Here is a 19,708-nt window from a genome sequence, read left to right on the forward strand (position 1 = left end):
ACCTCAGGCCAGGCCGAGGAGCTCCGGCCTGCTCGCCCGGGTGCGCCACGCTTCGCGGGGGTCGGCGACGAGGCGCCGCGTCCCGAAGTCGAGCAGGCCGCTGACGTGCGCGACCTCGGCGGCGACGGTGCCGTCCGAGCGCCGGAACTCGTGGCGGACGCGGTAGGTCTTGCCGCCGCCCCACTCCCATTCGCAGGTCACGTCGACCTGGTCGCCGCCGCGCAGCTCGCGGTGGTACCTGATGACGGTCTCCAGATTGACCGGCCCCAAGCCGCCGCCGACGAGGTCCTGGACGGACACCCCGGCGGCCTGCACGCAGGCGAAGCGCGCGTGGTCGGCGTACTGGACGTAGAAGCCCCCGTTGAGGTGCAGCTGCGGGTCGATCTCGTAGACGCGGACCTCCATCCGGACGCTGAACGGTTCGGCGGCGACGGTCATTCGGGGTCCTCCTGTTCCGCCCGCCAGCGGAGCGAGCGCTCGGTGAGGTAGCGGCGGCCGTCGTCGCGGACCTCCAGCCAGTCGCCGCGAACCCAGCCGCCCGCGGCCTGCGGGGAGAAGCCGTGCTTGCGGAACAGCGCGCTGGCCTCCGCCCTGGTGAGGCCCTGCCGGCCCCATTCGGAGATGAGCCCGCGGTAGCGGCTCTCCTCGGTGGGCTCGGCGGGGTCGGCCGCGACGGCGTCGGCCAGGGCCGCGAACCCGGCGCTGATCTGGCGCAGCGCCGCGGCGATCCGCTCCTCGCGGGGGGTCGGCGGCGTGGTGGGCGGCTCCATGCTCATAGCTTAGCAATCGATAGCGATCGCTTACCTATGTTGAGGCGTCTCCGTCGCCCCGCCCGGGGCCTACGTGTCAGTGGCGGGCGTGAGCAAAATGTAATGTCCGGAATATCGGGCATCATGATCACGGGGTCCGCGGGGTGTGGCAGGGTCGCTCCCCATGAGTTATCCACCTCCCGGGCCCGGTCAGCCGGGCCCCGATCCCATGGCCCCCTATCCGCCCCCGCCGATGCCGTCCGAGCCCGCCTACGGCTCCGGCCCGCCGCAGGACAAGACGAACGGCCTGGCCATCGCCGCCTTCGTGACCGGGCTGCTCGGCTGCTGCGGCATCGTCGGCGCCGTCCTCGGCGCCATCTCCCTCCGCCAGATCGGCGAGCGCGGCGGCAAGGGCCGCGGCCTCGCCATCGCCGGCATCGTCCTGTCCGCGCTCTGGGTCGTGGGCGGGGTGATCGGCTACCTGGTGATCCCCGGCTCGGGCTCCTCGCCGTCCGCCACCGGCCCGGACGGGACGCCGAAGCCGAAGACGACCCGGCCGGAGAAGATCGACGCGTACACGATGAAGGTCGGCGACTGCATCAACGACCCGGTCTCCTCCGGCGCGCCGTCCGGCGAGTCGGCCCCGCCGATCGAGGTGGAGAGCGTCAAGAAGGTGCCCTGCACCGGCCCGCACGACGGCGAGGTGCTGGCCGTCTTCAAGCTGACGCAGGCCGTGATGCCGGGCGATCAGCAGATGAGCCGGCTGGCCTCCACCGGATGCAAGCTGCGCATCCAGCGCAGGCTCGACCGCGACCCGGCCGCCGCGCACCTCGGCCGGTCGTTCTACTACCCGACGGTCGACTCGTGGCGGGACGGCGACCGCACCGTCACCTGCCTCGCGGTGAACGCCGCCGAGGGCAAGAAGCTCAGCCGCCCGATCCGCGGCTGACCTCCGGCGGTTCCCGCTGGGCGGCCGGCCCGCCGCTCAGCACGACCCCGGACCCCCTTCAGTAGTCGCGGAGCTTGTAGGAGTTCGTGACGGCGTGGACGTCGTCCATCCGCTCCTCGCCCGCATCCGCCATCCCCAGCTCCGTGGCGCCCGTCTCCGTGGCGCCCGTCTCGGCGGCGAACCGGTCCCGGTTCCGGGCGGCGTTCGCGATCGCCAGTCTCTGGTTCGCGGTGACGAAGTCGCGGAGCTCGGCCTCGTAGGCGGCGAACGCCGCGCGGTGGTCGCCGTCCGCGGCCTTCAGCTCGCCCGCCAGCACGTACGCGCCGACCATCGCCATGCTGGTGCCCTGCCCGGACGCGGGGGACCCGCAGTACCCGGCGTCGCCGAGCAGTGCCACCCGCCCCGCCGACCACGCGTCCATGCGGATCTGCGCCATCGCGTCGAAGTGGAAGTCCGGCGCGTCCCGCATCGTCTCCAGCAGCCGCGGGATCTCCCCGCCGGCGTCCGCGAAGCGGCTCGCGAGCAGCCGCTTCTGGTCCCGGACGTCACGCGGGTCGTAGGCGACCGGCTCGGGCGAGTCGAACCCCATGTAGACGCGGAGCTCGGTGTCGCCGCGGACGCTCATCGCCATCGCGCCCCACGCGCTCCCCGGCACCGGGAAGATCGTCTGCCAGCGGCGCAGGCCGAGCAGGTTCGGGGCCGTCCACACGCCGAGGTGGGCGCCGAGGTGGTGCAGGTAGGCGTCCTCGGGGCCGAACGCCAGCCGCCGGACGTTGGAGTGCAGCCCGTCGGCGCCGACGACCAGGTCGAACGTCCGGGTGGCGCCGCCGTGGAAGATCACGCGGACGCCGTCGCCGTCCTGCTCCAGCCCGGCGATCGAGTCGTCGAAGAGGTACTCGATCCGGTCGCCGCCCGCCCCGGCGATCAGCCCGGCGAGGTCGTCGCGGAGGATCTCCACGTCGGGGCTCGCGAGGTCGCCGCCGCTGGCGGTCCGCTCGGTGGTGCGGAAGAGCTCCTCGCCGTCCTGGCCGACGACCGACATGCCGCGCAGGTCGGTGCTCAGCCCGCGGGCCGCGTCGAGGATCCCCATCCGGCCGGCGATGTCCAGCGCCGGCCCCCGCACGTCGATGGCCTGACCGCCGGGGCGCATCGCGGGCGCCCGCTCCACGACCGTCACCGCGAACCCGTACCGGTCGAGCCAGTACGCGAGGGCCGGGCCGGCGATGCTCGCACCGGAGATCAGGACGTTCCTGTTGCGCATGAGCCGCTCCTTCGGGAGGTTCTGCCGCCTTCCCGAAGGCTCACCGCACGCGCTGACAGAACGCTGACGCTCCGCTTACAGCCCTGACGGTCCGCTGAGAGCCGCGGATCAGCCGGCCTCGCGCCCCGCGTCGCGCAGCGGCGAGACCACCATGGACGCGACGTGCTCGACCGTCGCCACGCCCTCCGCCATCGTCGGGCTGTCGGCGCTGAACACCGCGACGACGAAGTCGTGCCCGGGGCCGGTGATCCGGCCGATGCTGTTGACCGCCCAGCCGTTGCCCTCGTACCGCAGCGGCACCCACCCGTTCTTGAGCGCGACCTTCTCGCCGGGGCGCGCCGCCGCGCTGATCCCCCACGCCTGGGACGGCGTCACCGAGCCCATCAGGCCGAGGACGTACCGGCGGTTCGCGGCGGTGAGCGGCGAGCCGTCCGAGGCGAGCATCCGCACCAGCCGCACCTGGTCGGACGGGGTCGTCCACGACGACCCCCACGACACCGGGTACGGGACGGTGCCGCCGAGGCCGAACGCCGCGTTCGCGTTCCGGAGCCCGGCGTCGCGGCCGATGTCGGCGTACAGCGCGTCCGCCGCCGTGTTGTCGCTCTTGCGGATCATCTGCCCGGCCAGCGCCCGCTCGCCGTCCGACATGGCGACGCCCTGCCGCTGGTGCTGCAGGAGCAGCGCCGCGAGGATGTCGACCTTGATGACGCTGGCGGTGACGAACCGGGACGTCTCGTCCACGCCGAACGTCATGCCGCTGCGCAGGTCGGTCGCCATCACGCCCGCGTGCCCCGGTCGGCCGCGCAGGTAGGCCAGGACGTTGCCGCGCAGCCGGAGCGGATCGAACACCGGTGCCTTCGCGACCGTCACCACCCGCCCTCCGGAGGAGCCGTGCTCCGCCCGGTGGACGGTACCGGGCGGATGCCCGTGCGTCATCGTCCAGGTGAGTCCCATTCCGGCGGTGACGGTGACGGTGCCGATGGCGATGCCGAGCACGGTGAGGCTGCGTCGCATGCGATCCCCCGATTCGCGCGACGGCGGCCCGTCCCCCGAGGGCCGCCATGATCACCTCGGCTCCTACCCGCCGCGACGGGAAGATCACCTGCGCGGGCCGGCGGCCTCCGCACCGGCCCGGGAGCGGTGCGTCCGGGAGCGGTGCGTCCGGGAGCAGTGCGTCCGGGAGCAGTGCGTCCGGAAGCGGTGTGTCCAGGAGCGGTGTTGTCCGGGAGCGGTCGGCCCGCGGAGCGGCCGGCGCTCGGACGGTCCGGGGTCAGAACTCGACGGGCAGCCGGGCCGGGCAGCCCGGCTCGCAGCGCTCGGCGTGCCAGGCGACGCGGCGCGCGAACGACCCGAAACGGCGGCGCAGCATCGCGCCCTTCAGCGGCGCGGTGCCCGGGATCCGCCCGTCGAACGACCCGCGCCAGCGGATCAGCGTGTTCACCCCGTGCGGTTCCAGCGTGATGTCGACGCGGTAGCCGCGCGGCAGCCCGGCGATGGCGACGTACCCGCAGTGGCGCGGCGGGTCGTAGGCGACGACCTCGTGCCGGGCGCGGGCCCAGAACGCGGCCCACTCGTTCCAGGAATCCGCCACGAAGAGATGCTTGAAGATCACTTCCGGGGCGGCATAGGTGGTGGCGGTGGCCTCGATCTCATGCGGCATGACATCCCCCCGAATCAGGACACAGGGGGTGCATGCCCGATTCCAGCGAGATTACGGCATGTGACGCGACGAATTTGCAGCGTGACCGTTCCGGTGCCCCGGCGAAGGAGGGGCCGGGCGCCGGTCAGGCCGTGTCGACGACCTGGAACGCCTCGGCCAGGCGGCCGTCCCCGAACCCCGCCGCCTCGGCGTTCGCCGACAGCCAGCCGCGCAGCATGTTCGGCAGCTCGTCGCCCATGTGGGCGGTCTGGCTGGCGTGCGACCGCAGCGCGTTCACCTTCCGGTCGAACTGGTCGGTGATGTCGACGTAGTGGTTCACCGCCGGGCCGCCGCTGAGCCACACCTCGCGGGCCGTCCACGCCTCCAGGCCCTCGTCGGCCAGCAGTTCCGGGAACGCGTACGGGTTGCGGGCGTCCGGGTACACCGCGTCGAGCGCCGCGGCGCCGACCGCCCGGTGGTCCGGGTGGCTCGGGTAGATCCGCTCGTAGTTGCGCTCCGGGCTCGGCATCAGCACCCGGTCCGGCCGCACCTGCCGGATCACGCGGGCGAGGTCGCGGCGCAGGTCCAGCGTCGCCTCGACCCGGCCGTCCGGGTAGCCGAGGAACCGGACGTCGGTGACGCCGACGCACTTGGCCGCGGCGCGCTGCTCCTCGCGGCGCAGCGACGCCATCTCCTCCCGGGTGACGCCGTCGTCGAAACCGCCCGCGTCGCCGTCGGTGACCATCAGGTAGACGACCTCGATGCCCTGGTCCGTCCAGCCCGCCACCGACCCGGCGCAGCCGAAGTCGACGTCGTCCGGATGCGCCATCACGGCGAGGATCCGCTGCAGTCCGCTGTCGTCCAGAACGTTGGTCACGGATTCAACAATAAAGTCTGCGGCCGGATACGGGCACACCCAAGATCGGCCATTTCCCGAAGGCCCGGCGGGCCGCGCCGGGGGTCTCACGGGCGGTCCCGGGCGGCGGTGTCATGGGGGTGCCGCGGCGGTGTCAGGGCGGGGGCGCCATCAGGGCCGGTCAGAGCGACAGCACCGCGGCGAGCAGCCGTTCCTGGAACGCCCGCACATCGCTGCCGACCGCGACCTTCACCGGGCGGCGGGTGTCGTCGGCGGGCAGGGACCGCGCGTCCCACACGGTCGTGCCGCGCGTCAGCTCGCCGCGCAGCTCCACCCGCACCGGCCGCTGCACGTACTCGCCGAGGCCGGGATCGACCGCCAGCATCGCGGCGAGCGCGTCGTGGATGACCGCCCCGCGGCGCCGCAGCGTCGGCGTGTAGGCGTCGGCGTAGAACTCCAGGATCCGGGTGGCGAACCGCGCGACGGGGGAGTCGTGCGCCGCGAGCCGGTCGAGCCAGCCGTCGTGGACGGCGGTCGGGTGGGTGGCGTCCAGCGGCACCAGCACGACCGGCCAGTCCGCCGCGAACACCAGGTCGGCGGCCTCCGGGTCGTGCCAGATGTTCGCCTCGGCGTGCGTGGTGATGTTCCCCGGGTGGCCGAACGCGCCGCCCATCACGACCACCTCGCGGATGAGCGACGGCAGCTCCTCGTCCAGCAGCAGCGCCGCGCCGAGGTTGGTCAGCGGGCCGGTGGCGAGCAGGGTCACCTCGCCGGGCCGCTCCCGCGCCGCCCGGACGATCCGCTCGGCGGCCGGTTCGGGGACCGGGCGCCCCGCCGGCTCGGGCAGGTTCGTGTCGCCGAGGCCGTCCCTGCCGTGCCAGTCGAGCGCGTAGTGGACGTCCTGCGCCATCGGGCGGCCGGCGCCGACCGCGACCGGCACGCCCTTCTCGCCCGCCTCCAGGCCGGCCGCCTCCAGCACGCGCAGCGTGTTCAGGGCCCCGGTCAGCGGGTCGATGTTGCCGTGCACCGTCCCGACCCCGGCCAGCTCCGCCTCGCCCGCCCGGACGAGGGAGGCGAGGTACAGCAGGGTCAGGGCGTCGTCGATGCCGGTGTCGCAGTCGAACAGGAGAACGGGAGCTTTCGTCACCCGTGCAACCTATGACGGAAGGGCCGTGCCGGGCATCCCCGAAAACCGGCGCACGAAGATCGTGGTTGGGCCTGGGAGGGGACGCCGTGCCGGGGTAGAGCTGAGACATGCGCAAACTCATCAACGATCCGGAGAACGTGGTCGCCGACGCGCTGCGCGGCCTCGCCGCCGCGCATCCGTCGCTGCGGGTCGATCCCGAGAACGGCACGGTCGTGCGGGCGGACGGGCCGCGGTCCGGCAGGGTCGCCCTGGTGTCGGGGGGCGGCTCCGGGCACGAGCCGCTGCACGCCGGGTTCGTCGGCCACGGCATGCTCGACGCGGCCTGCTGCGGGCAGGTGTTCACCTCGCCCGTCCCGGACCAGATCATCGCCGCGACGATGGCGGTGAACGGCGGCGCGGGCGTGCTCCACATCGTGAAGAACTACACCGGCGACGTCCTGAACTTCCGGATGGCCGCGGAGCTGGCCGAGGACGAGGACATCGAGGTCGAGTCGGTGATCGTCAACGACGACGTCGCCGTGGAGGACAGCCTCTACACCGCCGGGCGGCGCGGCACCGGTGCCACCCTGTTCGTGGAGAAGATCGCGGGGGCGCTCGCGGAGGAGGGCGCCGACCTCGCGTCCGTCGCCGCCGTCGCCCGCGAGGTCAACGAGCGGAGCCGCTCGTTCGGCGTCGCGCTGTCGCCCTGCACGGTCCCGGCCGCCGGGGAGCCGACGTTCCGGCTCGAAGAGGGCGAGATGGAGCTGGGGATCGGCATCCACGGCGAGCCCGGCCGCGAGCGCGTCCCGCTGGCGGACGCCGACGCGATCGTGGACGCCTCCCTCAGCGCGATCGACGCGGACATGCCGGTGTCCGGGTCCGAGCTGCTCGTGCTGGTGAACGGGATGGGCGGCACCCCGCTGATGGAGCAGTACATCGCCTACGCGGCGACGGCCCGCTGGCTGGAGGAGCACGGCGCCACGGTCGTCCGGCCGCTGGTCGGCCCGTACGTCACCAGCCTGGAGATGGCCGGCAGCATGATCAGCGTGTGCCGGCTGACGCCCGACCTGACCCGGCTCTGGGACGCGCCCGTCGAGACGCCCGCGCTGCGGTGGGGCCGGTGACCGCGCCGATGGAAGGACGGGCGGACGAGCACGCGGGCGGGGGACTGGACGGGCGGGGCGCCGCGGCGTGGATCCGCCGCGCCGCCGAGCTGGTCTCCGGCGACGCCGAGCGGCTGACCCGGCTCGACGCGGCCATCGGCGACGGCGACCACGGCCACAACCTGCACCGCGGGTTCACCGCGGCCGTCGCCGCCCTCCCCGATGACGAGCAGCTCGGCGAGACGCGGCCGGGCAAGGTGCTGATCACCGCCGGGCGGGCCATCGTGTCCAAGACCGGCGGCGCCTCCGGCCCCCTCTACGGCACCGCGCTGCGCCGCGCGGGCAAGGCGCTCGGCGACGCGTCCGAGGCGGACGCCGCCGCGGTCGGCGCCGCGCTGAAGGCCGCCCTGGAGGGCGTCCAGGAGCTGGGGCAGGCGAACGAGGGCGACAAGACCATGATCGACGCGCTGGCCCCGGCGGCCGCCGCCTTCGCGGCCGCGCTCGCGGACGGCGCCGACCTCGCCGGCTCCGCCCGCGCCGCCGCCGACGCCGCCGACGCGGGCGCCGCCGCGACGGTCCCGATGCAGGCCCGCAAGGGCCGCGCGAGCTACCTCGGCCCGCGCAGCGCCGGCCACCTGGACCCCGGCGCCTCGTCCACCGCGCTCGTCCTGCGCGCCCTCGCCGACGTCACCGGAGGGGAGTGAACCCGTGGTCGGAATAGTGATCATCTCGCACAGCCGGACGCTCGCCGAGGGCGTCGCGGAGGTCGCCCGCGCCATGGGCGTCGGGAAGGCCGTCGTCGAGCCCGCCGGCGGCGACTCCGAGGGCGGCCTCGGCACCAGCATCGACCTCGTCGAGGACGCCGTGCAGCGCGCCGACGGCGGCGACGGCGTGCTGCTGCTCGCCGACATCGGCAGCTCCGTCCTCACCGCCAAGATGCTCATCGAGGACGCCGAGGGCGAGGGCGTCCTGCTCGCCGACGCGCCGCTGGTCGAGGGCGCGGTCGCCGCCGCGTCCATGGCCGCGACGGGCGCCGACCTCCCCACCGTCCACCTGGCCGCCGAGTCCGCCCGCGAGCACCGCAAGACCTGATCAGCCGGGCCCGCCGCCCCCCGGCCCTCCGCGCGCAGGCCCGCCGAGCCCCGGCTCGTCGAGCAGGACGCCGATCGGGGACGGCTCGGACGGGTCGCCGCGCACCTCGTAGACGCGGGGCGCGGCGGCGCCGTCCGGGTCGTCCACCGTCACCCGGTACCCGGGCAGGTCCGCCCCGATCTCCCCGGCGCCGCCGCGGGCGTGCGCGGCGGCGAGCGCGTCGACCGCCCGCCGCACCCGCTCCGCCCGCCCGGCGGGGAGGCCGGACACGTCGTACCGCGCGACCACCACCGCGCGGCCGGTGAAGCCGCCGGTGCTCTCGACCGTCACGCGCATCGCCGTCCGGCCTCCCTCGCCGTGTCCCCGCTCCTCACCCGCCGAGCATCCTCACCCGCCGAGCACCCTCACTTGCTGAACGCGCGGCGCAGCTCGTCGAGCTCGTCGCGGAGGATGTCGTCGTCGTCCAGCGGGCCGCGTTTCGCCAGCCGCTCCGGCGCGACGACCCGGTACTCGGGCATCTGCATCGTCCCGCAGCACAGCGACCGGTCCTGCTCGGCCCGCAGGCTCGCCGAGTGCTCGTCGTGCGGCTCGACCTCCGTGACGTCCTGCCCGTCGCCGGTGTAGCCGGGGTCGGTCATCCGCATCTCGCCGCTCATCAGGTCGCGCAGCGGGGTCGCCGCCGTGGTGATCTCGCGGACCGCGAACCGGTTGCGGATGAACGTCCGGTAGATCGCCGGGTCGCCGCGGCCCGCCGAGATCTGCAGCATCTGGTTCGCGACGTCCACGTATCGCGCGCCCGTCGCCGGGGCCGCCATGATCGCGTCGAACAGCAGCTTGCAGAGCGCCTGCGCGACCTCCATCAGCACGATCGACGGGTCCTTGGTGCGGCGCTGCCGGGCCGTCTCGAACAGGTACACGTCCGCCAGGACGTCGTAGATCGCGCCGGTGAACACCTGCGAGATCGCATGCACCTCGTTGCCGACCTCGCTGAGCTTGAGGTCGTTGTCGGCGTTGCGCAGCCCGGCGGGCATGCCGAGGGCCTTGCCGAACTCCTCCGCGAGCTCCGGCAGGAACGACTTGTCGTGCAGGTTCGCCTTGGTGAGCGCGACGAACGCCTCGGCCTGGTCGGGCTGCGCCAGCGCCAGGAAGATCGCGGTGAGGTCGCCGAACGACTCGTGCAGGCCGCCGGTCTGCGGTGGGTTGCCCGCCGACAGCCAGCCGGGCTTCAGCCCGTCCAGCACGGAGTGCCCGGTCTCGTGCGACACGATGTCGAGCGATCGGCACGTGTACAGGACGCTGGACGGCGGCTGCCCCTGCGGTGTGAAGAACAGGAACTTCAGGGCCTTGGCCGTCCGGCTGTAGAACGCGTTGGCGCCCTCCCCGGCGTGCGGGAACACCGTGATGGGGTCGGTGTTGCCGCCGACGTTCCACGCGAAGGGAAGGGGATTGCCGCCGTTGTGCCGCTCGTACATCGCGATCGTCTCGCGGACGACCGCGAACGTGTGCGCGCAGTCGAACTGCGGCGAGTTGGGGGTGAAAACGAAGTCGCCGTTGGCGTTGCGGGCGACCGGGGTGGTGCCCGCCAGGTCCGTCCTGGCGCGGGCGTCGGCCGGGCCGTTCAGCACGACCGACGGCACGAACGTGAGCCGGACGCCGAGGCCGGTGACCGAGGGGTCCTGCTTGTAGACGAGGAAGCGGTGCCCGGTCTCGACCGGGACCGGGATCGGCACCGGACGCGGCGCCGGGACGGGGGCGGCGGCCGCCCCCTCGACACGGAACCGCGGCGCCATCCGGCCCGTGAGGGCCTCGGGGACCTCCGCGCCCCGGCGTCCGCTCTGCTGGATCTGCTGTTCTTCCTGGTGGATCGTCATTGAAGCCACCTTTCGTCACCGTGCGCGAGCCCCCGATGGCCCTACGCGGCCGCGGACGGCCGTGCGGCACCCCCGGCGGGAGCTGGCGGGAGTGCCGGCGGTGCCTCGTTATCCGGGACCGCCCGCGCGGCCTACGCTCCGCCGCCCACAAGGTCGAGTCAACCCGGAAAGGCCGCCGGTGGAGGCCATGTCCTCATCCGGACCGGCGGGCCCCGGAGGCGGCCGGCGACCCGCGCGCGGCGGCGAGGCCGCCGAAAACGTCGGCGCGGCGCCGTACACTCGCACGTGATGTCGAAGACCGAAGCTCACCCCTTGCTCGACGGCCTGAACGAGCAGCAGCGCGCCGCCGTCGTGCACTCCGGCGGCCCCCTGCTGATCGTCGCGGGCGCCGGGTCGGGGAAGACCCGCGTGCTCACCCACCGCATCGCCCACCTGCTGAGCGAGCGGGACGCGCACCCCGGCCAGATCCTCGCGATCACCTTCACCAACAAGGCCGCCGCCGAGATGAAGGAGCGCGTCGACGCCCTCGTCGGGCCGCGGTCGCGGGCCATGTGGGTGATGACGTTCCACTCCGCCTGCGTGCGGATCCTGCGCCGGGAGGCCAAGCGGCTCGGCTTCCCCACGAGCTTCTCGATCTACGACCAGGCCGACGCGCAGCGCCTGATGGCGCTGGTCTGCCGCGAGCTGGACCTCGATCCCAAGCGGTACCCGCCGAAGTCGTTCAGCGCCCAGGTGTCGAACCTGAAGAACGAGCTGATCGACTACGAGACGTTCAAGAACCGCGCGTCCACGCACATGGAGCAGACGCTCGCCGAGGCGTACGAGATGTACCAGGCGCGGCTGCAGCAGGCCGGCGCGATGGACTTCGACGACCTGATCATGATGACGGTCAACCTGCTGCAGGTGTTCCCGGAGGCCGCCGAGCACTACCGGCGCCGGTTCCGGCACGTCCTCGTCGACGAGTACCAGGACACCAACCACGCGCAGTACGAGCTGGTCCGCGAGCTGACCGCGCCGGTCGAGGGGGTCGGCGCCGCCGAGCTGTGCGTCGTCGGCGACGCCGACCAGTCGATCTACGCGTTCCGCGGCGCGACGATCCGCAACATCCTGGAGTTCGAGCGCGACTACCCCGACGCGACGACGATCCTGCTGGAGCAGAACTACCGCTCCACGCAGACGATCCTGTCGGCGGCGAACGCGGTCATCGAGCGCAACGCCGACCGCAAGCCGAAGCGGCTCTGGTCCGACCAGGGCGAGGGCCACAAGATCACCGGCTATGTGGCCGACAACGAGCACGACGAGGCCGCGTTCGTCGCGCACGAGGTCGACCGGCTCACCGACGCCGGCGACGCCCGCCCCGGCGACGTCGCGGTGTTCTACCGCACCAACGCGCAGTCGCGCGTGTTCGAGGAAGTGTTCATCCGCGTCGGGCTGCCCTACAAGGTCGTCGGCGGCGTCCGCTTCTACGAGCGCAAGGAGATCCGCGACCTCCTCGCCTACCTGCGCGTCCTCGCCAACCCCGAGGACACCGTCTCGCTGCGCCGCATCCTGAACGTGCCGAAGCGCGGCATCGGCGACCGCGCGGAGGCGTGCGTCGAGGCGTACGCGTCCCGCGAGCGCGTCTCGTTCTGGCAGGCGCTGCGCGTCCCCGAGGACGTCCCGGGGATGGCGACCCGGTCGATCAACGCGGTCCGCGAGTTCGTCCTGCTGCTGGACGAGCTGGGCGCCGCCGCCGCGTCGCTCACCCCGGCCGACCTGGTCGTCCGGATCCTCGACAAGTCCGGCTACCTCGCCGAGCTCCAGGCCTCCAAGGACCCGCAGGACGAGACCCGCGTGGAGAACCTCCGCGAACTGGAGGCCGTCGCCCGCGAGTTCGAGGAGCGCCTCGACGGCGAGTCCGCCGAGGGGCGGCTGCCCGACTTCCTGGAGCAGGTGGCGCTGGTCGCCGACGCCGACTCGATCCCCGGCGGCGCGAAGGGCGGGCCGGTCCCGCCGGGCGAGCAGCCCGAGGAGACCGACCAGGGCGTCGTCACGCTGATGACCCTGCACACCGCGAAGGGCCTGGAGTTCCCCGTGGTGTTCCTCACCGGCATGGAGGACGGGGTCTTCCCGCACCTGCGCGCCATGAGCAACCCCAAGGAGCTCGAAGAGGAGCGCCGCCTCGCCTACGTCGGCATCACGCGCGCGCGGCAGCGGCTCTACCTGTCCCGCGCGACGATGCGCAGTTCGTGGGGCGCGCCGCAGGTCAACCCGCCGTCCCGGTTCCTCGGCGAGGTCCCCGGCACCCTGATCGACTGGGAGCGGGAGGCGTCGTCCGCGTCGTCGTCGGCGATGTCGCGGATGGCGGCCCGGCCCGGCGTGAAGTCGCCGGGCAACCGGGAGGTCCCGGCGCTGGCGCCGGGCGACAAGGTCACGCACGACTCGTTCGGCCTCGGCACGGTCGTGTCCGTGGACGGGGCCGGCGACAAGGCCGCCGCCAGCGTCGACTTCGGCGGCGAGTACGGCGTCAAGCGCCTCGTCCTGCGGTTCGCGCCGGTGGAGAAGCTCTGACCGCACCGGCGCGCTTGAGGGTGCGCAGGACGGGCGCGGTCTCCAGGGTCCGGACGCCGTCCAGGGCGCCCAGCTCGCGGGTGAGGTAGCGGTGCAGGTCGGCGGGGCCGTCGCAGAGCGCCTGCGCCAGCAGGTTCGTGGGGCCGGTGGTCGCGGCGACGACGGCGAGTTCGTCGTGCCCCGCGAGGGCGGTGGCGACGTCGTCGAGCCGTCCCGGGTCGACCGACATCCAGATGAGCGTCTGCGCGGTGCCGCCGAGCAGGGTGGAGTCGACCTCGACGTCGAAGAACAGCGTGCCGCTCGCGCGCAGGCCGGCCAGGCGGCGCGCGGCCGTCGCCTGTGACCAGCCGGTCGCGGCGGCGAGGTCGGTGTGCGCGGCGCGGCCGTCGTGCCGCAGGACGTCCAGCAGCGCGCGGTCCGCGGCGGTCAGCGGGCGCGGGTCCGCGGCGGCGGAGGCGGGCGGCCGCAGCCGCTCCTCCTGCTCGGGGGTCAGCGCGCGGGTGATGCCGCGCCAGGCGGTCGGTCCGCCGAGGTAGGTGTGCAGCAGGCAGTGCGCCGACACGGCGGTGATGCCCGCGCGGCGCGGCACGTCGTGCAGCAGCATCGCGTGCGGGGCGCCCGCGCCGTCCGTGCCCCCGGCGCCGTCCGGGACGTGCACGATCGCGAAGATCTCCGTCCCGCCGGACGTCAGCTTCACCCAGGACGTGTCGGGCCGCGCGGCGAGCGAGTGCGCGAGGGCCTGGGTGGCGGCCGGAGTGCAGGTCAGCCGGACCGTCCAGTGCGTCTCGGGGCCGGTGTCGCGGTCCAGGACGCCGACGACGCGCAGGCCCGCCTCGGTGCGCAGCCGCCGGTAGCGGCGGGCCACGGTCTGCGTGGAGACGCCGCAGACGTCGGCGATGCGGCTGAACGGGGCGCGCCCGTCGATGTGCAGCGCGTGGATGACGGCGCGGTCCAGCTCGTCCAGCATCATGATCCCTCATTTCGGCCGCTCGGATGGAAGATATCCGCCATCTGGGCGCTGTGGTTGGAATATACTGCGGTCTCCCTTCGAGGCTGGGGCACGGAACCGAAAGGAGACGTGCCATGCGGGTGCGGGAGGAGACACGGGCCGCGACCGTCCACCGGTGGCGGTGGGCGGCCCTGGCCACGCTGCTGGCGGCCGAGGCGATGAACCTGCTGGACGCGACGATCGTGCAGGTCGCGGCGCCGGTGGTCCGGCGGGACCTCGGCGGCGGCGAGTCCGGGATCCAGTGGTTCAGCGCGGCCTACACGCTGCCGTTCGCGGTGCTGCTGATCACCGGCGGGCGGCTCGGCGACATCGCCGGGCGGCGGCGGGTGTTCGCGCTCGGGGTCGCCGGTTTCGCGGTCGCGTCGGCGTGCTGCGCGGCGGCGCCGTCGGCGGGCGCGCTGATCGCGGCGCGGGCGGTGCAGGGCGCCGCGGCGGCGCTGATCATCCCGCAGACGATTGGGCTGATCCGCGCGATGTTCGACGGGCCGGAGACGGCGAAGGCGTTCGGGAGCATCGGCCCGGTGATGGGGCTGTCGGCGATCTGCGGGCCGGTGCTCGGGGCGGTCCTCACCCACGCGGTGTCGTGGCGCGCGGCGTTCCTGGTGAACCTGCCCCTCGCCGCCGGGGTGCTCGCGACCGTGCCGTTGCTGCCGGAGGACCGCGCGCAGCACCGGCCCCGGCTGGACGCCGCGGGCACGGCGCTCGCCACCGCCGGCGCGGCGATGATCGTGTACCCGCTGATCCAGGGCGATTCGGCCGGCCGGCCGGCGTGGACGTGGGCGGTGCTCGCCGGCGGCGCCCTGCTGCTCGCCGTGTTCGCCCTGCACCAGCGCCGGGCCGCCGCTCCGCTCGTCGAGCCGAGCCTGTTCTCGGGCCGGGGCTTCCCGGCCGCGCTCGCGACCTCGGCGCTGTTCTTCGCGGTCATGAACGGGCTGATGGTCGTGGTCGTCCTGCAGATCCAGCTGGGCCTCGGGCAGGACGTGCTGACCGCCGGGCTCACGCTGCTGCCCTGGTCGGCCGCGATGGCCGCCGCGTCCTGGCTCGCCGGGACCCGGCTCGTCCCGCGCTTCGGACCGCGGGTGATGGTCGCCGGGCTCGCGGTCATGCTGGCCGGGGTCTGCGCGGCGATCCCCGTCTACCGCGCCTACCCGGACGGCTACCCATGGCCGCTGCTCGGCGCGCTGGCCCTGGCCGGGACAGGGAACGGGCTGTTCACGGTCCCGTTCTTCACGGCGGCGCTGGCGCGGGTCCGGCCGCACGAGACGGGGTCCGCGGCGGGGCTGCTCAACGCCGTCCAGCAGTTCGGCGGGACGCTCGGCATCGCCGTTCTCGGCACCGCGTTCTTCCGCGCGCTGCCGCACGGACCGGCGTCGGCGGCCCAGGTCGCGTTCGGGCTGGCCGCCGCGCTGCTGGCGGTGGCGGCGGGCACCGCCGCTGTCATGGGTCGATGGCGTCCGCGCAGGTCTTCACGTAGATCAGCCGGCTGATCCCGGCCGCCGCCGCGAACGCCACGACCAGCCCCACCCAGATCAGCTCCCGCTGGGTCAGTTTGCCCACCGTGACGGCGAACGGGAGCGTCGCGAAGGCGAGGGCGATGGTCACGCCGGACCACTGGACGCCGTACCTGCCGTACTTGTGCGTGTTCGTCCACACCCGCCGGCCCTCGGGCGTCCGCGTGCTGTTCTTCGCGAGGCCGATGAGGAACATCGTCGCCGCGGCGAGGAGCTCGGCGACCAGGATGCCGGCGGCTGGCGGCATGAGGACGTCCTCGGCCCCCAGCGCCGTGCCCACGGCGGCGCCCAGCACGGCGCCGCCGACCAGGCCGACGAGCGGCAGGACGGAGCCGGTCCATCCGTAGCCGGTGGTCTTCACACGTCCCATGCGTCCTCCCGATCGTCGCCGATCCCGTCGATCATGCTGACCGCCCGTCACGTTCGAGTCACGACGGGTCCCGCCGGTTCCCGCCGGTTTCCCGCACGCCTGTCAGGGGGCGCCGGTCAGCGGGTCAGCGCGTCGAGCCAGGCGTCGAGCATCCGGGCCTGCCGCTCGGGCGGGTACCGCTCGGTGTCGAAGAGGGCGTGCACGACGAGGCCGTGCGCGAACGCGGCCGCGGCGGCGGTGACGTCGTCCACGTCGGACGAGGCGGGCAGCTCGCCGCGCTCGACGGCGGCGGCGACGTGGACGCGCAGCCGCGCCCGCCACCCGCGGTACCGCCGCATCTCGCGCTCGCGCAGCTCGGGGTCGGCGAGCGAGCCGTCCCACGAGCCGACCCACACGCGGTTCATCACCGCGGCCTCCGGCGTCAGCGGCAGGACGTCCAGCAGCGCGGCGCGCAGGCTCGCGAGGCCCCGGGTCTCCGCGCCGCGCAGGGACCGGCTCGCGGTCCGCTCGTCGGCGACGTCGAGGGCGTAGGAGACCAGCGCCTTCTTGTTCGGGAAGTAGTGCGTGAGCAGGCCGGTCGAGGCGCCCATCGCGGCGGCGACGGCGCGCAGCGTCAGCCCGCCGAAGCCGCGGTCGGCGAGGACCCGCCAGACGGCCTCGGAGACGTCGCGGCGGCGGGCGTCGTGATCACCTCGGGCGGGCATGTCCCGTAGGATACATAACAAACGTTCGGTACGTACCCCCCGGGAGGTCCTCCATGTTCGCCGTCACCCTGGCCGACGACGCCGAGCTCCGTCCGCTGGAGCCGTGGCAGGCGGCCGAGTTCGCCGCGCACGCCGAGCGCGTGCGGACCGACGTCATCGAGTACATCCCGTGGGCGCACACCGTCGTCGACGAGGCGACCGCGCGGAAGTTCTTGCAGGACTACGCGGAGAAGCAGGCCAGGGACGAGGGCCGCGTCTACGGCATCTGGGTGAACGGCGTGCTGGAGGGCGGGACCGTCTTCCGGACGTTCGACGCCCCGCGCGGCGTCTGCGAGGCCGGGGTCTGGCTCGGCGCGGGCGCCCGGGGCCGCGGCCTGGTCACCACCGCGGTCCGGCACATGATCGACTGGGCGTTCGGGGTGCGCGGGATGGCCCGGGTGGAGTGGATCTGCGACCCGCGCAACACCGCCAGCGCGGCGGTGGCGAAGCGGCTCGGGATGACCTGCGAGGGCGTCCTGCGGGACGCGTACCTGCTGGCCGGCGAGCGCCGCGACGAGCAGATCTGGGCGGTCCTCGCGCGGGAGTGGGCGGCCTGACGGCCGGGCGGGGCATCCCGGGGCGTTATGGTCATACTCTTAACACCCCTTACCCCCGGGAGCCCCCGTGCACGCCGAGCAGGTGCCCGTCATGCTGGCCGCCGCCACCTCGGCCGGCTGGGTCGACGCGGTCGTGGGAGGCGGCGGGCTGATCCAGCTGCCCGCGCTGCTGCTCCTCAACCCCGGACAGCCCGTCGCGACCGCGCTCGCCACCAACAAGCTCGGCTCCATCGCCGGCACCGCCTCGGCCGCCGTCGCCTACGCCCGCAAGGCCAAGCCGGACGTCCGGGTCGCGGGCCCGGCCGCGGCCCTCGCGGTGTGCTGCGCCGCCGGCGGCGCGCTGTGCGCCGCGGCGATCTCGTCCGACGTGCTCAAGCCGGTGATCATGGTGGTGCTGCTCGCCGTCGCCGCGCTCGTCGTGCTGAAGCCGGACCTCGGCCGCGCCCCCCGGCTCGTCCTGCGGACCCGGCGCCGGACGGCCCTCGCGATCGTCGTGCCCGGCGTCGCGATCGCCTTCTACGACGGGCTCGTCGGCCCCGGGACCGGGACGTTCCTCGTCATCGCGTTCACGGCGCTGCTCGGCCTGGACTTCGTCGACGCGTCCGCCACCTCGAAGATCATCAACGCGGGCACCAACCTCGGCGCGCTCGCCGTGTTCGCCGCCCAGGGGCACGTGCTGTGGGCGATCGGGCTCGGCATGGCCGTCTGCAACGCCGCCGGCGCGCAGCTCGGCGCCCGCATGGCGATCAGCCGCGGCACCGGGTTCGTCCGGGTCGTGCTGCTGTGCGTCGTCGCCGCGCTCGTGCTCAAGATGGGCTACGAGCAGTTCACCTGAGCGGGGTCCCGGGGTCAGGACGCGGGCGGGACCGGCAGCGGCTCGCGCAGGGCCGCCAGCGTCAGCAGCACCAGCGAGTCCGTCCAGCCCAGCGGCGCCACGCCCGCCTGGCGGCCCGTCGGGCCCACCTTCTCCGGCAGCGCGCCCAGCGACGTCCGGTGCGCCGACAGCCAGCCGAGGCGCGCGAGCGCCTCGGCCGTCCGGCCGCCCGCCGCGGCCGACAGCCCGAACAGCGCGGTCTCCGGCGTCCACGCGACGTCCGGCGTCCCGGACCAGCTCTCGCCCGGCAGCACGCCCCCGTTCGGCAGCGCCTGCGCGCGCTCGGCGGAAGCGATCGCCCCGGTCACGGCCTGGTCCGCCGGCGCGAACGGAGGTGCGATGAACGTCACGGACGTGTCCATCAGCCCGTCCTGCACGGGTGAGCGCGGGTACCCGTAGGGCGCGAACTGCCGGTCCAGCGCGTCCGACACCCGGTGCGCCGCCGCCCGCCACTGCGCCGCCCTGGCCCCGTCGCCGTAGCCCTGCGCGAGGACCGCCGCCGCCCGCAGGCCCGCCAGCACCGGCCCGACCACCCCGAGCGTCGGGCGCCGCGGGTCCTGCTCGCGGCCGTGATCGCGTTCCCAGTAGTCGGACGACGGGGGCGGCAGGCCCTCCGCGTCCAGCGACCCGGCCAGATGGTCGGCGGCGCGCCGCACCATCGGCCACAGGTCCGGGAGGTCGTCGGCGCCGGGGTTCTCCGTCCGGTACAGCCAGCTCGCCCACAGCACCCAGCCGAGCGAGTCGAGCTGCGGCGGCCGCCCGTCCGTCACGGCCGTCCCGTCGGCGTTGTACCGGGCGGCCCAAAGCCCGTTGTCGGTCTGGACCCGTCCCAGGAAGCGCAGGACGCGGCGCGCCTCCGACGGATGGCCCGTCACGGTGAACGCGGCGGCGGCGAAGGCGGAGTCGCGCGGCCACGAGTACCGCCACGCCCCGTACCAGGACGCCAGGGACGCGCCGTTGGGCGGCGTCAGCAGCCGCAGGTCCAGCAGCGCGCGCGCCGCCATGTCGCGGAAGCCGGAGTCCGCCGGGCCCTCCGGGACGGTTCCGGACGCCAGCCACGCGCTCTCGGACCGCACCGCCTGCGCCACCCGCGGATCGTCCGCCGCGACCGTGACCGGCGCCTCCTCACCCGACGGGACGAGCAGCACCCGCCCGTTCGCGAGCCGCACGGCCGAGCTGTCGGGCAGGTACGCGGCGCCGTCGGCGTCGTCCGGATCGAGCGGGACGCCCGCGAACGGCCACCCGCCGCCGCCCACCAGGCCCGGGCTCGCCCAGCCCGGCGCCGACGGCTCCGGCACGTTCGCCCCGGCCACGGCGACGAGCGCGGCGTCATGTGCCTCGACGACGAGGGCGTCTGGCAGTCGTGGCTGCACGCGGAGCCGTACGCGGCGGCTGCGCGGTCCACGCACATCTCCCAGCAGCCGGCGCTGCTGCAGGACCGGACCGTG

Annotated in this window: 21 protein-coding genes; 8 read left to right on the forward strand and 13 right to left on the reverse strand. The window is 74.3% G+C overall.

Annotated elements, in window-relative coordinates; translation table 11 throughout:
• Positions 1-3: 3 nt before the first annotated feature.
• Together amrb99_RS32490 and amrb99_RS32495 are read right to left on the reverse strand one after the other, a co-directional pair.
• Positions 4-438 carry an acyl-CoA thioesterase gene (locus tag amrb99_RS32490; protein ID WP_190863325.1) on the reverse strand — a complete coding sequence of 145 codons (435 nt, stop codon included), beginning with the start codon at positions 436-438 and terminating at the stop codon, positions 4-6.
• Positions 435-770: a hypothetical protein gene (locus amrb99_RS32495; RefSeq protein WP_190863327.1), complete on the reverse strand. Its 336-nt coding sequence runs from the start codon at positions 768-770 to the stop codon at positions 435-437. Before amrb99_RS32495 ends, amrb99_RS32490 begins: the two co-directional genes overlap by 4 nt.
• Positions 771-1,002: 232 nt before the next feature.
• Here amrb99_RS32495 and amrb99_RS32500 point away from each other — a divergent pair, with 232 nt between their 5' ends.
• A complete protein-coding gene (locus tag amrb99_RS32500) occupies positions 1,003-1,698 on the forward strand; it encodes a DUF4190 domain-containing protein (protein WP_190863329.1) in 696 nt (231 codons plus the stop codon).
• A 58-nt stretch (positions 1,699-1,756) separates the two neighbouring features.
• Here the strand turns inward: amrb99_RS32500 and amrb99_RS32505 are convergent, their stop codons facing one another.
• The 5 genes from amrb99_RS32505 to amrb99_RS32525 all read right to left on the reverse strand — a co-directional run bounded on the left by amrb99_RS32505 (position 1,757) and on the right by amrb99_RS32525 (position 6,601).
• Positions 1,757-2,959, reverse strand: coding sequence for an FAD-dependent monooxygenase (locus tag amrb99_RS32505; RefSeq protein ID WP_190863331.1), 1,203 nt, complete (start codon positions 2,957-2,959; stop codon positions 1,757-1,759).
• 108 nt (positions 2,960-3,067) lie between these two features.
• Positions 3,068-3,973, reverse strand: a complete 906-nt coding sequence (locus amrb99_RS32510) for a serine hydrolase (protein WP_190863333.1) — start codon at positions 3,971-3,973, stop codon at positions 3,068-3,070.
• Positions 3,974-4,229: 256 nt separating this feature from the next.
• Positions 4,230-4,619, reverse strand: coding sequence for an SRPBCC family protein (locus tag amrb99_RS32515; RefSeq protein ID WP_190863335.1), 390 nt, complete (start codon positions 4,617-4,619; stop codon positions 4,230-4,232).
• A gap of 124 nt (positions 4,620-4,743) precedes the next feature.
• Positions 4,744-5,427 carry a PIG-L deacetylase family protein gene (locus amrb99_RS32520; protein ID WP_190863372.1) on the reverse strand — a complete coding sequence of 228 codons (684 nt, stop codon included), beginning with the start codon at positions 5,425-5,427 and terminating at the stop codon, positions 4,744-4,746.
• Positions 5,428-5,635: 208 nt separating this feature from the next.
• Positions 5,636-6,601 (reverse strand): nucleoside hydrolase, encoded by a 966-nt coding sequence (locus tag amrb99_RS32525; protein WP_190863338.1) that lies wholly within the window; start codon positions 6,599-6,601, stop codon positions 5,636-5,638.
• Positions 6,602-6,708: 107 nt separating this feature from the next.
• Between amrb99_RS32525 and dhaK the strand changes: the two genes are divergently transcribed.
• Genes dhaK through dhaM form a run of 3 tightly spaced genes read left to right on the forward strand, consistent with a single transcriptional unit; the run spans position 6,709 to position 8,775 of the window.
• Complete coding sequence (dhaK, locus tag amrb99_RS32530; RefSeq protein ID WP_190863341.1) at positions 6,709-7,704, forward strand: dihydroxyacetone kinase subunit DhaK; 996 nt, start codon at positions 6,709-6,711, stop codon at positions 7,702-7,704.
• On the forward strand, positions 7,701-8,387 hold the full coding sequence (gene dhaL, locus amrb99_RS32535; protein WP_347256950.1) for a dihydroxyacetone kinase subunit DhaL: 687 nt from the start codon (positions 7,701-7,703) through the stop codon (positions 8,385-8,387). Before dhaK ends, dhaL begins: the two co-directional genes overlap by 4 nt.
• A gap of 4 nt (positions 8,388-8,391) precedes the next feature.
• Positions 8,392-8,775 carry a dihydroxyacetone kinase phosphoryl donor subunit DhaM gene (gene dhaM, locus amrb99_RS32540; protein ID WP_190863342.1) on the forward strand — a complete coding sequence of 128 codons (384 nt, stop codon included), beginning with the start codon at positions 8,392-8,394 and terminating at the stop codon, positions 8,773-8,775.
• On the opposite strand, the gene amrb99_RS32545 is transcribed toward dhaM, so the two are convergent.
• A complete protein-coding gene (locus tag amrb99_RS32545; RefSeq protein WP_190863344.1) occupies positions 8,776-9,111 on the reverse strand; it encodes a protealysin inhibitor emfourin in 336 nt (111 codons plus the stop codon).
• Positions 9,112-9,179: 68 nt separating this feature from the next.
• Positions 9,180-10,646 carry a hypothetical protein gene (locus amrb99_RS32550; protein WP_190863347.1) on the reverse strand — a complete coding sequence of 489 codons (1,467 nt, stop codon included), beginning with the start codon at positions 10,644-10,646 and terminating at the stop codon, positions 9,180-9,182.
• A gap of 288 nt (positions 10,647-10,934) precedes the next feature.
• Between amrb99_RS32550 and pcrA the strand changes: the two genes are divergently transcribed.
• Complete coding sequence (gene pcrA / locus amrb99_RS32555) at positions 10,935-13,196, forward strand: DNA helicase PcrA (protein ID WP_190863349.1); 2,262 nt, start codon at positions 10,935-10,937, stop codon at positions 13,194-13,196.
• Here pcrA and amrb99_RS32560 read toward each other — a convergent pair.
• Positions 13,153-14,166, reverse strand: a complete 1,014-nt coding sequence (locus amrb99_RS32560) for an AsnC family transcriptional regulator (RefSeq protein ID WP_206700187.1) — start codon at positions 14,164-14,166, stop codon at positions 13,153-13,155. The two genes, pcrA and amrb99_RS32560, sit on opposite strands and share 44 nt — an antisense overlap.
• 113 nt (positions 14,167-14,279) lie before the next feature.
• Here amrb99_RS32560 and amrb99_RS32565 point away from each other — a divergent pair, with 113 nt between their 5' ends.
• Positions 14,280-15,692 carry an MFS transporter gene (locus amrb99_RS32565; RefSeq protein ID WP_190863351.1) on the forward strand — a complete coding sequence of 471 codons (1,413 nt, stop codon included), beginning with the start codon at positions 14,280-14,282 and terminating at the stop codon, positions 15,690-15,692.
• Here the strand turns inward: amrb99_RS32565 and amrb99_RS32570 are convergent.
• Both amrb99_RS32570 and amrb99_RS32575 read right to left on the reverse strand, forming a co-directional pair.
• Complete coding sequence (locus tag amrb99_RS32570; protein WP_190863353.1) at positions 15,643-16,086, reverse strand: hypothetical protein; 444 nt, start codon at positions 16,084-16,086, stop codon at positions 15,643-15,645. The genes amrb99_RS32565 and amrb99_RS32570 overlap by 50 nt on opposite strands.
• Positions 16,087-16,202: 116 nt before the next feature.
• Positions 16,203-16,790: a TetR/AcrR family transcriptional regulator gene (locus tag amrb99_RS32575; protein ID WP_190863355.1), complete on the reverse strand. Its 588-nt coding sequence runs from the start codon at positions 16,788-16,790 to the stop codon at positions 16,203-16,205.
• Between the two features lie 53 nt (positions 16,791-16,843).
• Here amrb99_RS32575 and amrb99_RS32580 point away from each other — a divergent pair, with 53 nt between their 5' ends.
• A complete protein-coding gene (locus tag amrb99_RS32580; RefSeq protein ID WP_190863358.1) occupies positions 16,844-17,386 on the forward strand; it encodes a GNAT family protein in 543 nt (180 codons plus the stop codon).
• Between the two features lie 67 nt (positions 17,387-17,453).
• Positions 17,454-18,221, forward strand: coding sequence for a TSUP family transporter (locus amrb99_RS32585; RefSeq protein ID WP_347256951.1), 768 nt, complete (start codon positions 17,454-17,456; stop codon positions 18,219-18,221).
• 14 nt (positions 18,222-18,235) lie between these two features.
• Here amrb99_RS32585 and amrb99_RS32590 read toward each other — a convergent pair whose 3' ends face one another.
• The gene (locus amrb99_RS32590) at positions 18,236-19,573 is read right to left on the reverse strand and encodes a glycoside hydrolase family 15 protein (RefSeq protein ID WP_206700188.1); all 1,338 of its coding nucleotides are present in this window, start codon (positions 19,571-19,573) and stop codon (positions 18,236-18,238) included.
• Between the last annotated feature and the right edge of the window lie 135 nt (positions 19,574-19,708).

It is taken from the genome of Actinomadura sp. RB99, from assembly GCF_014706005.1.
Classification (GTDB): domain Bacteria; phylum Actinomycetota; class Actinomycetes; order Streptosporangiales; family Streptosporangiaceae; genus Spirillospora.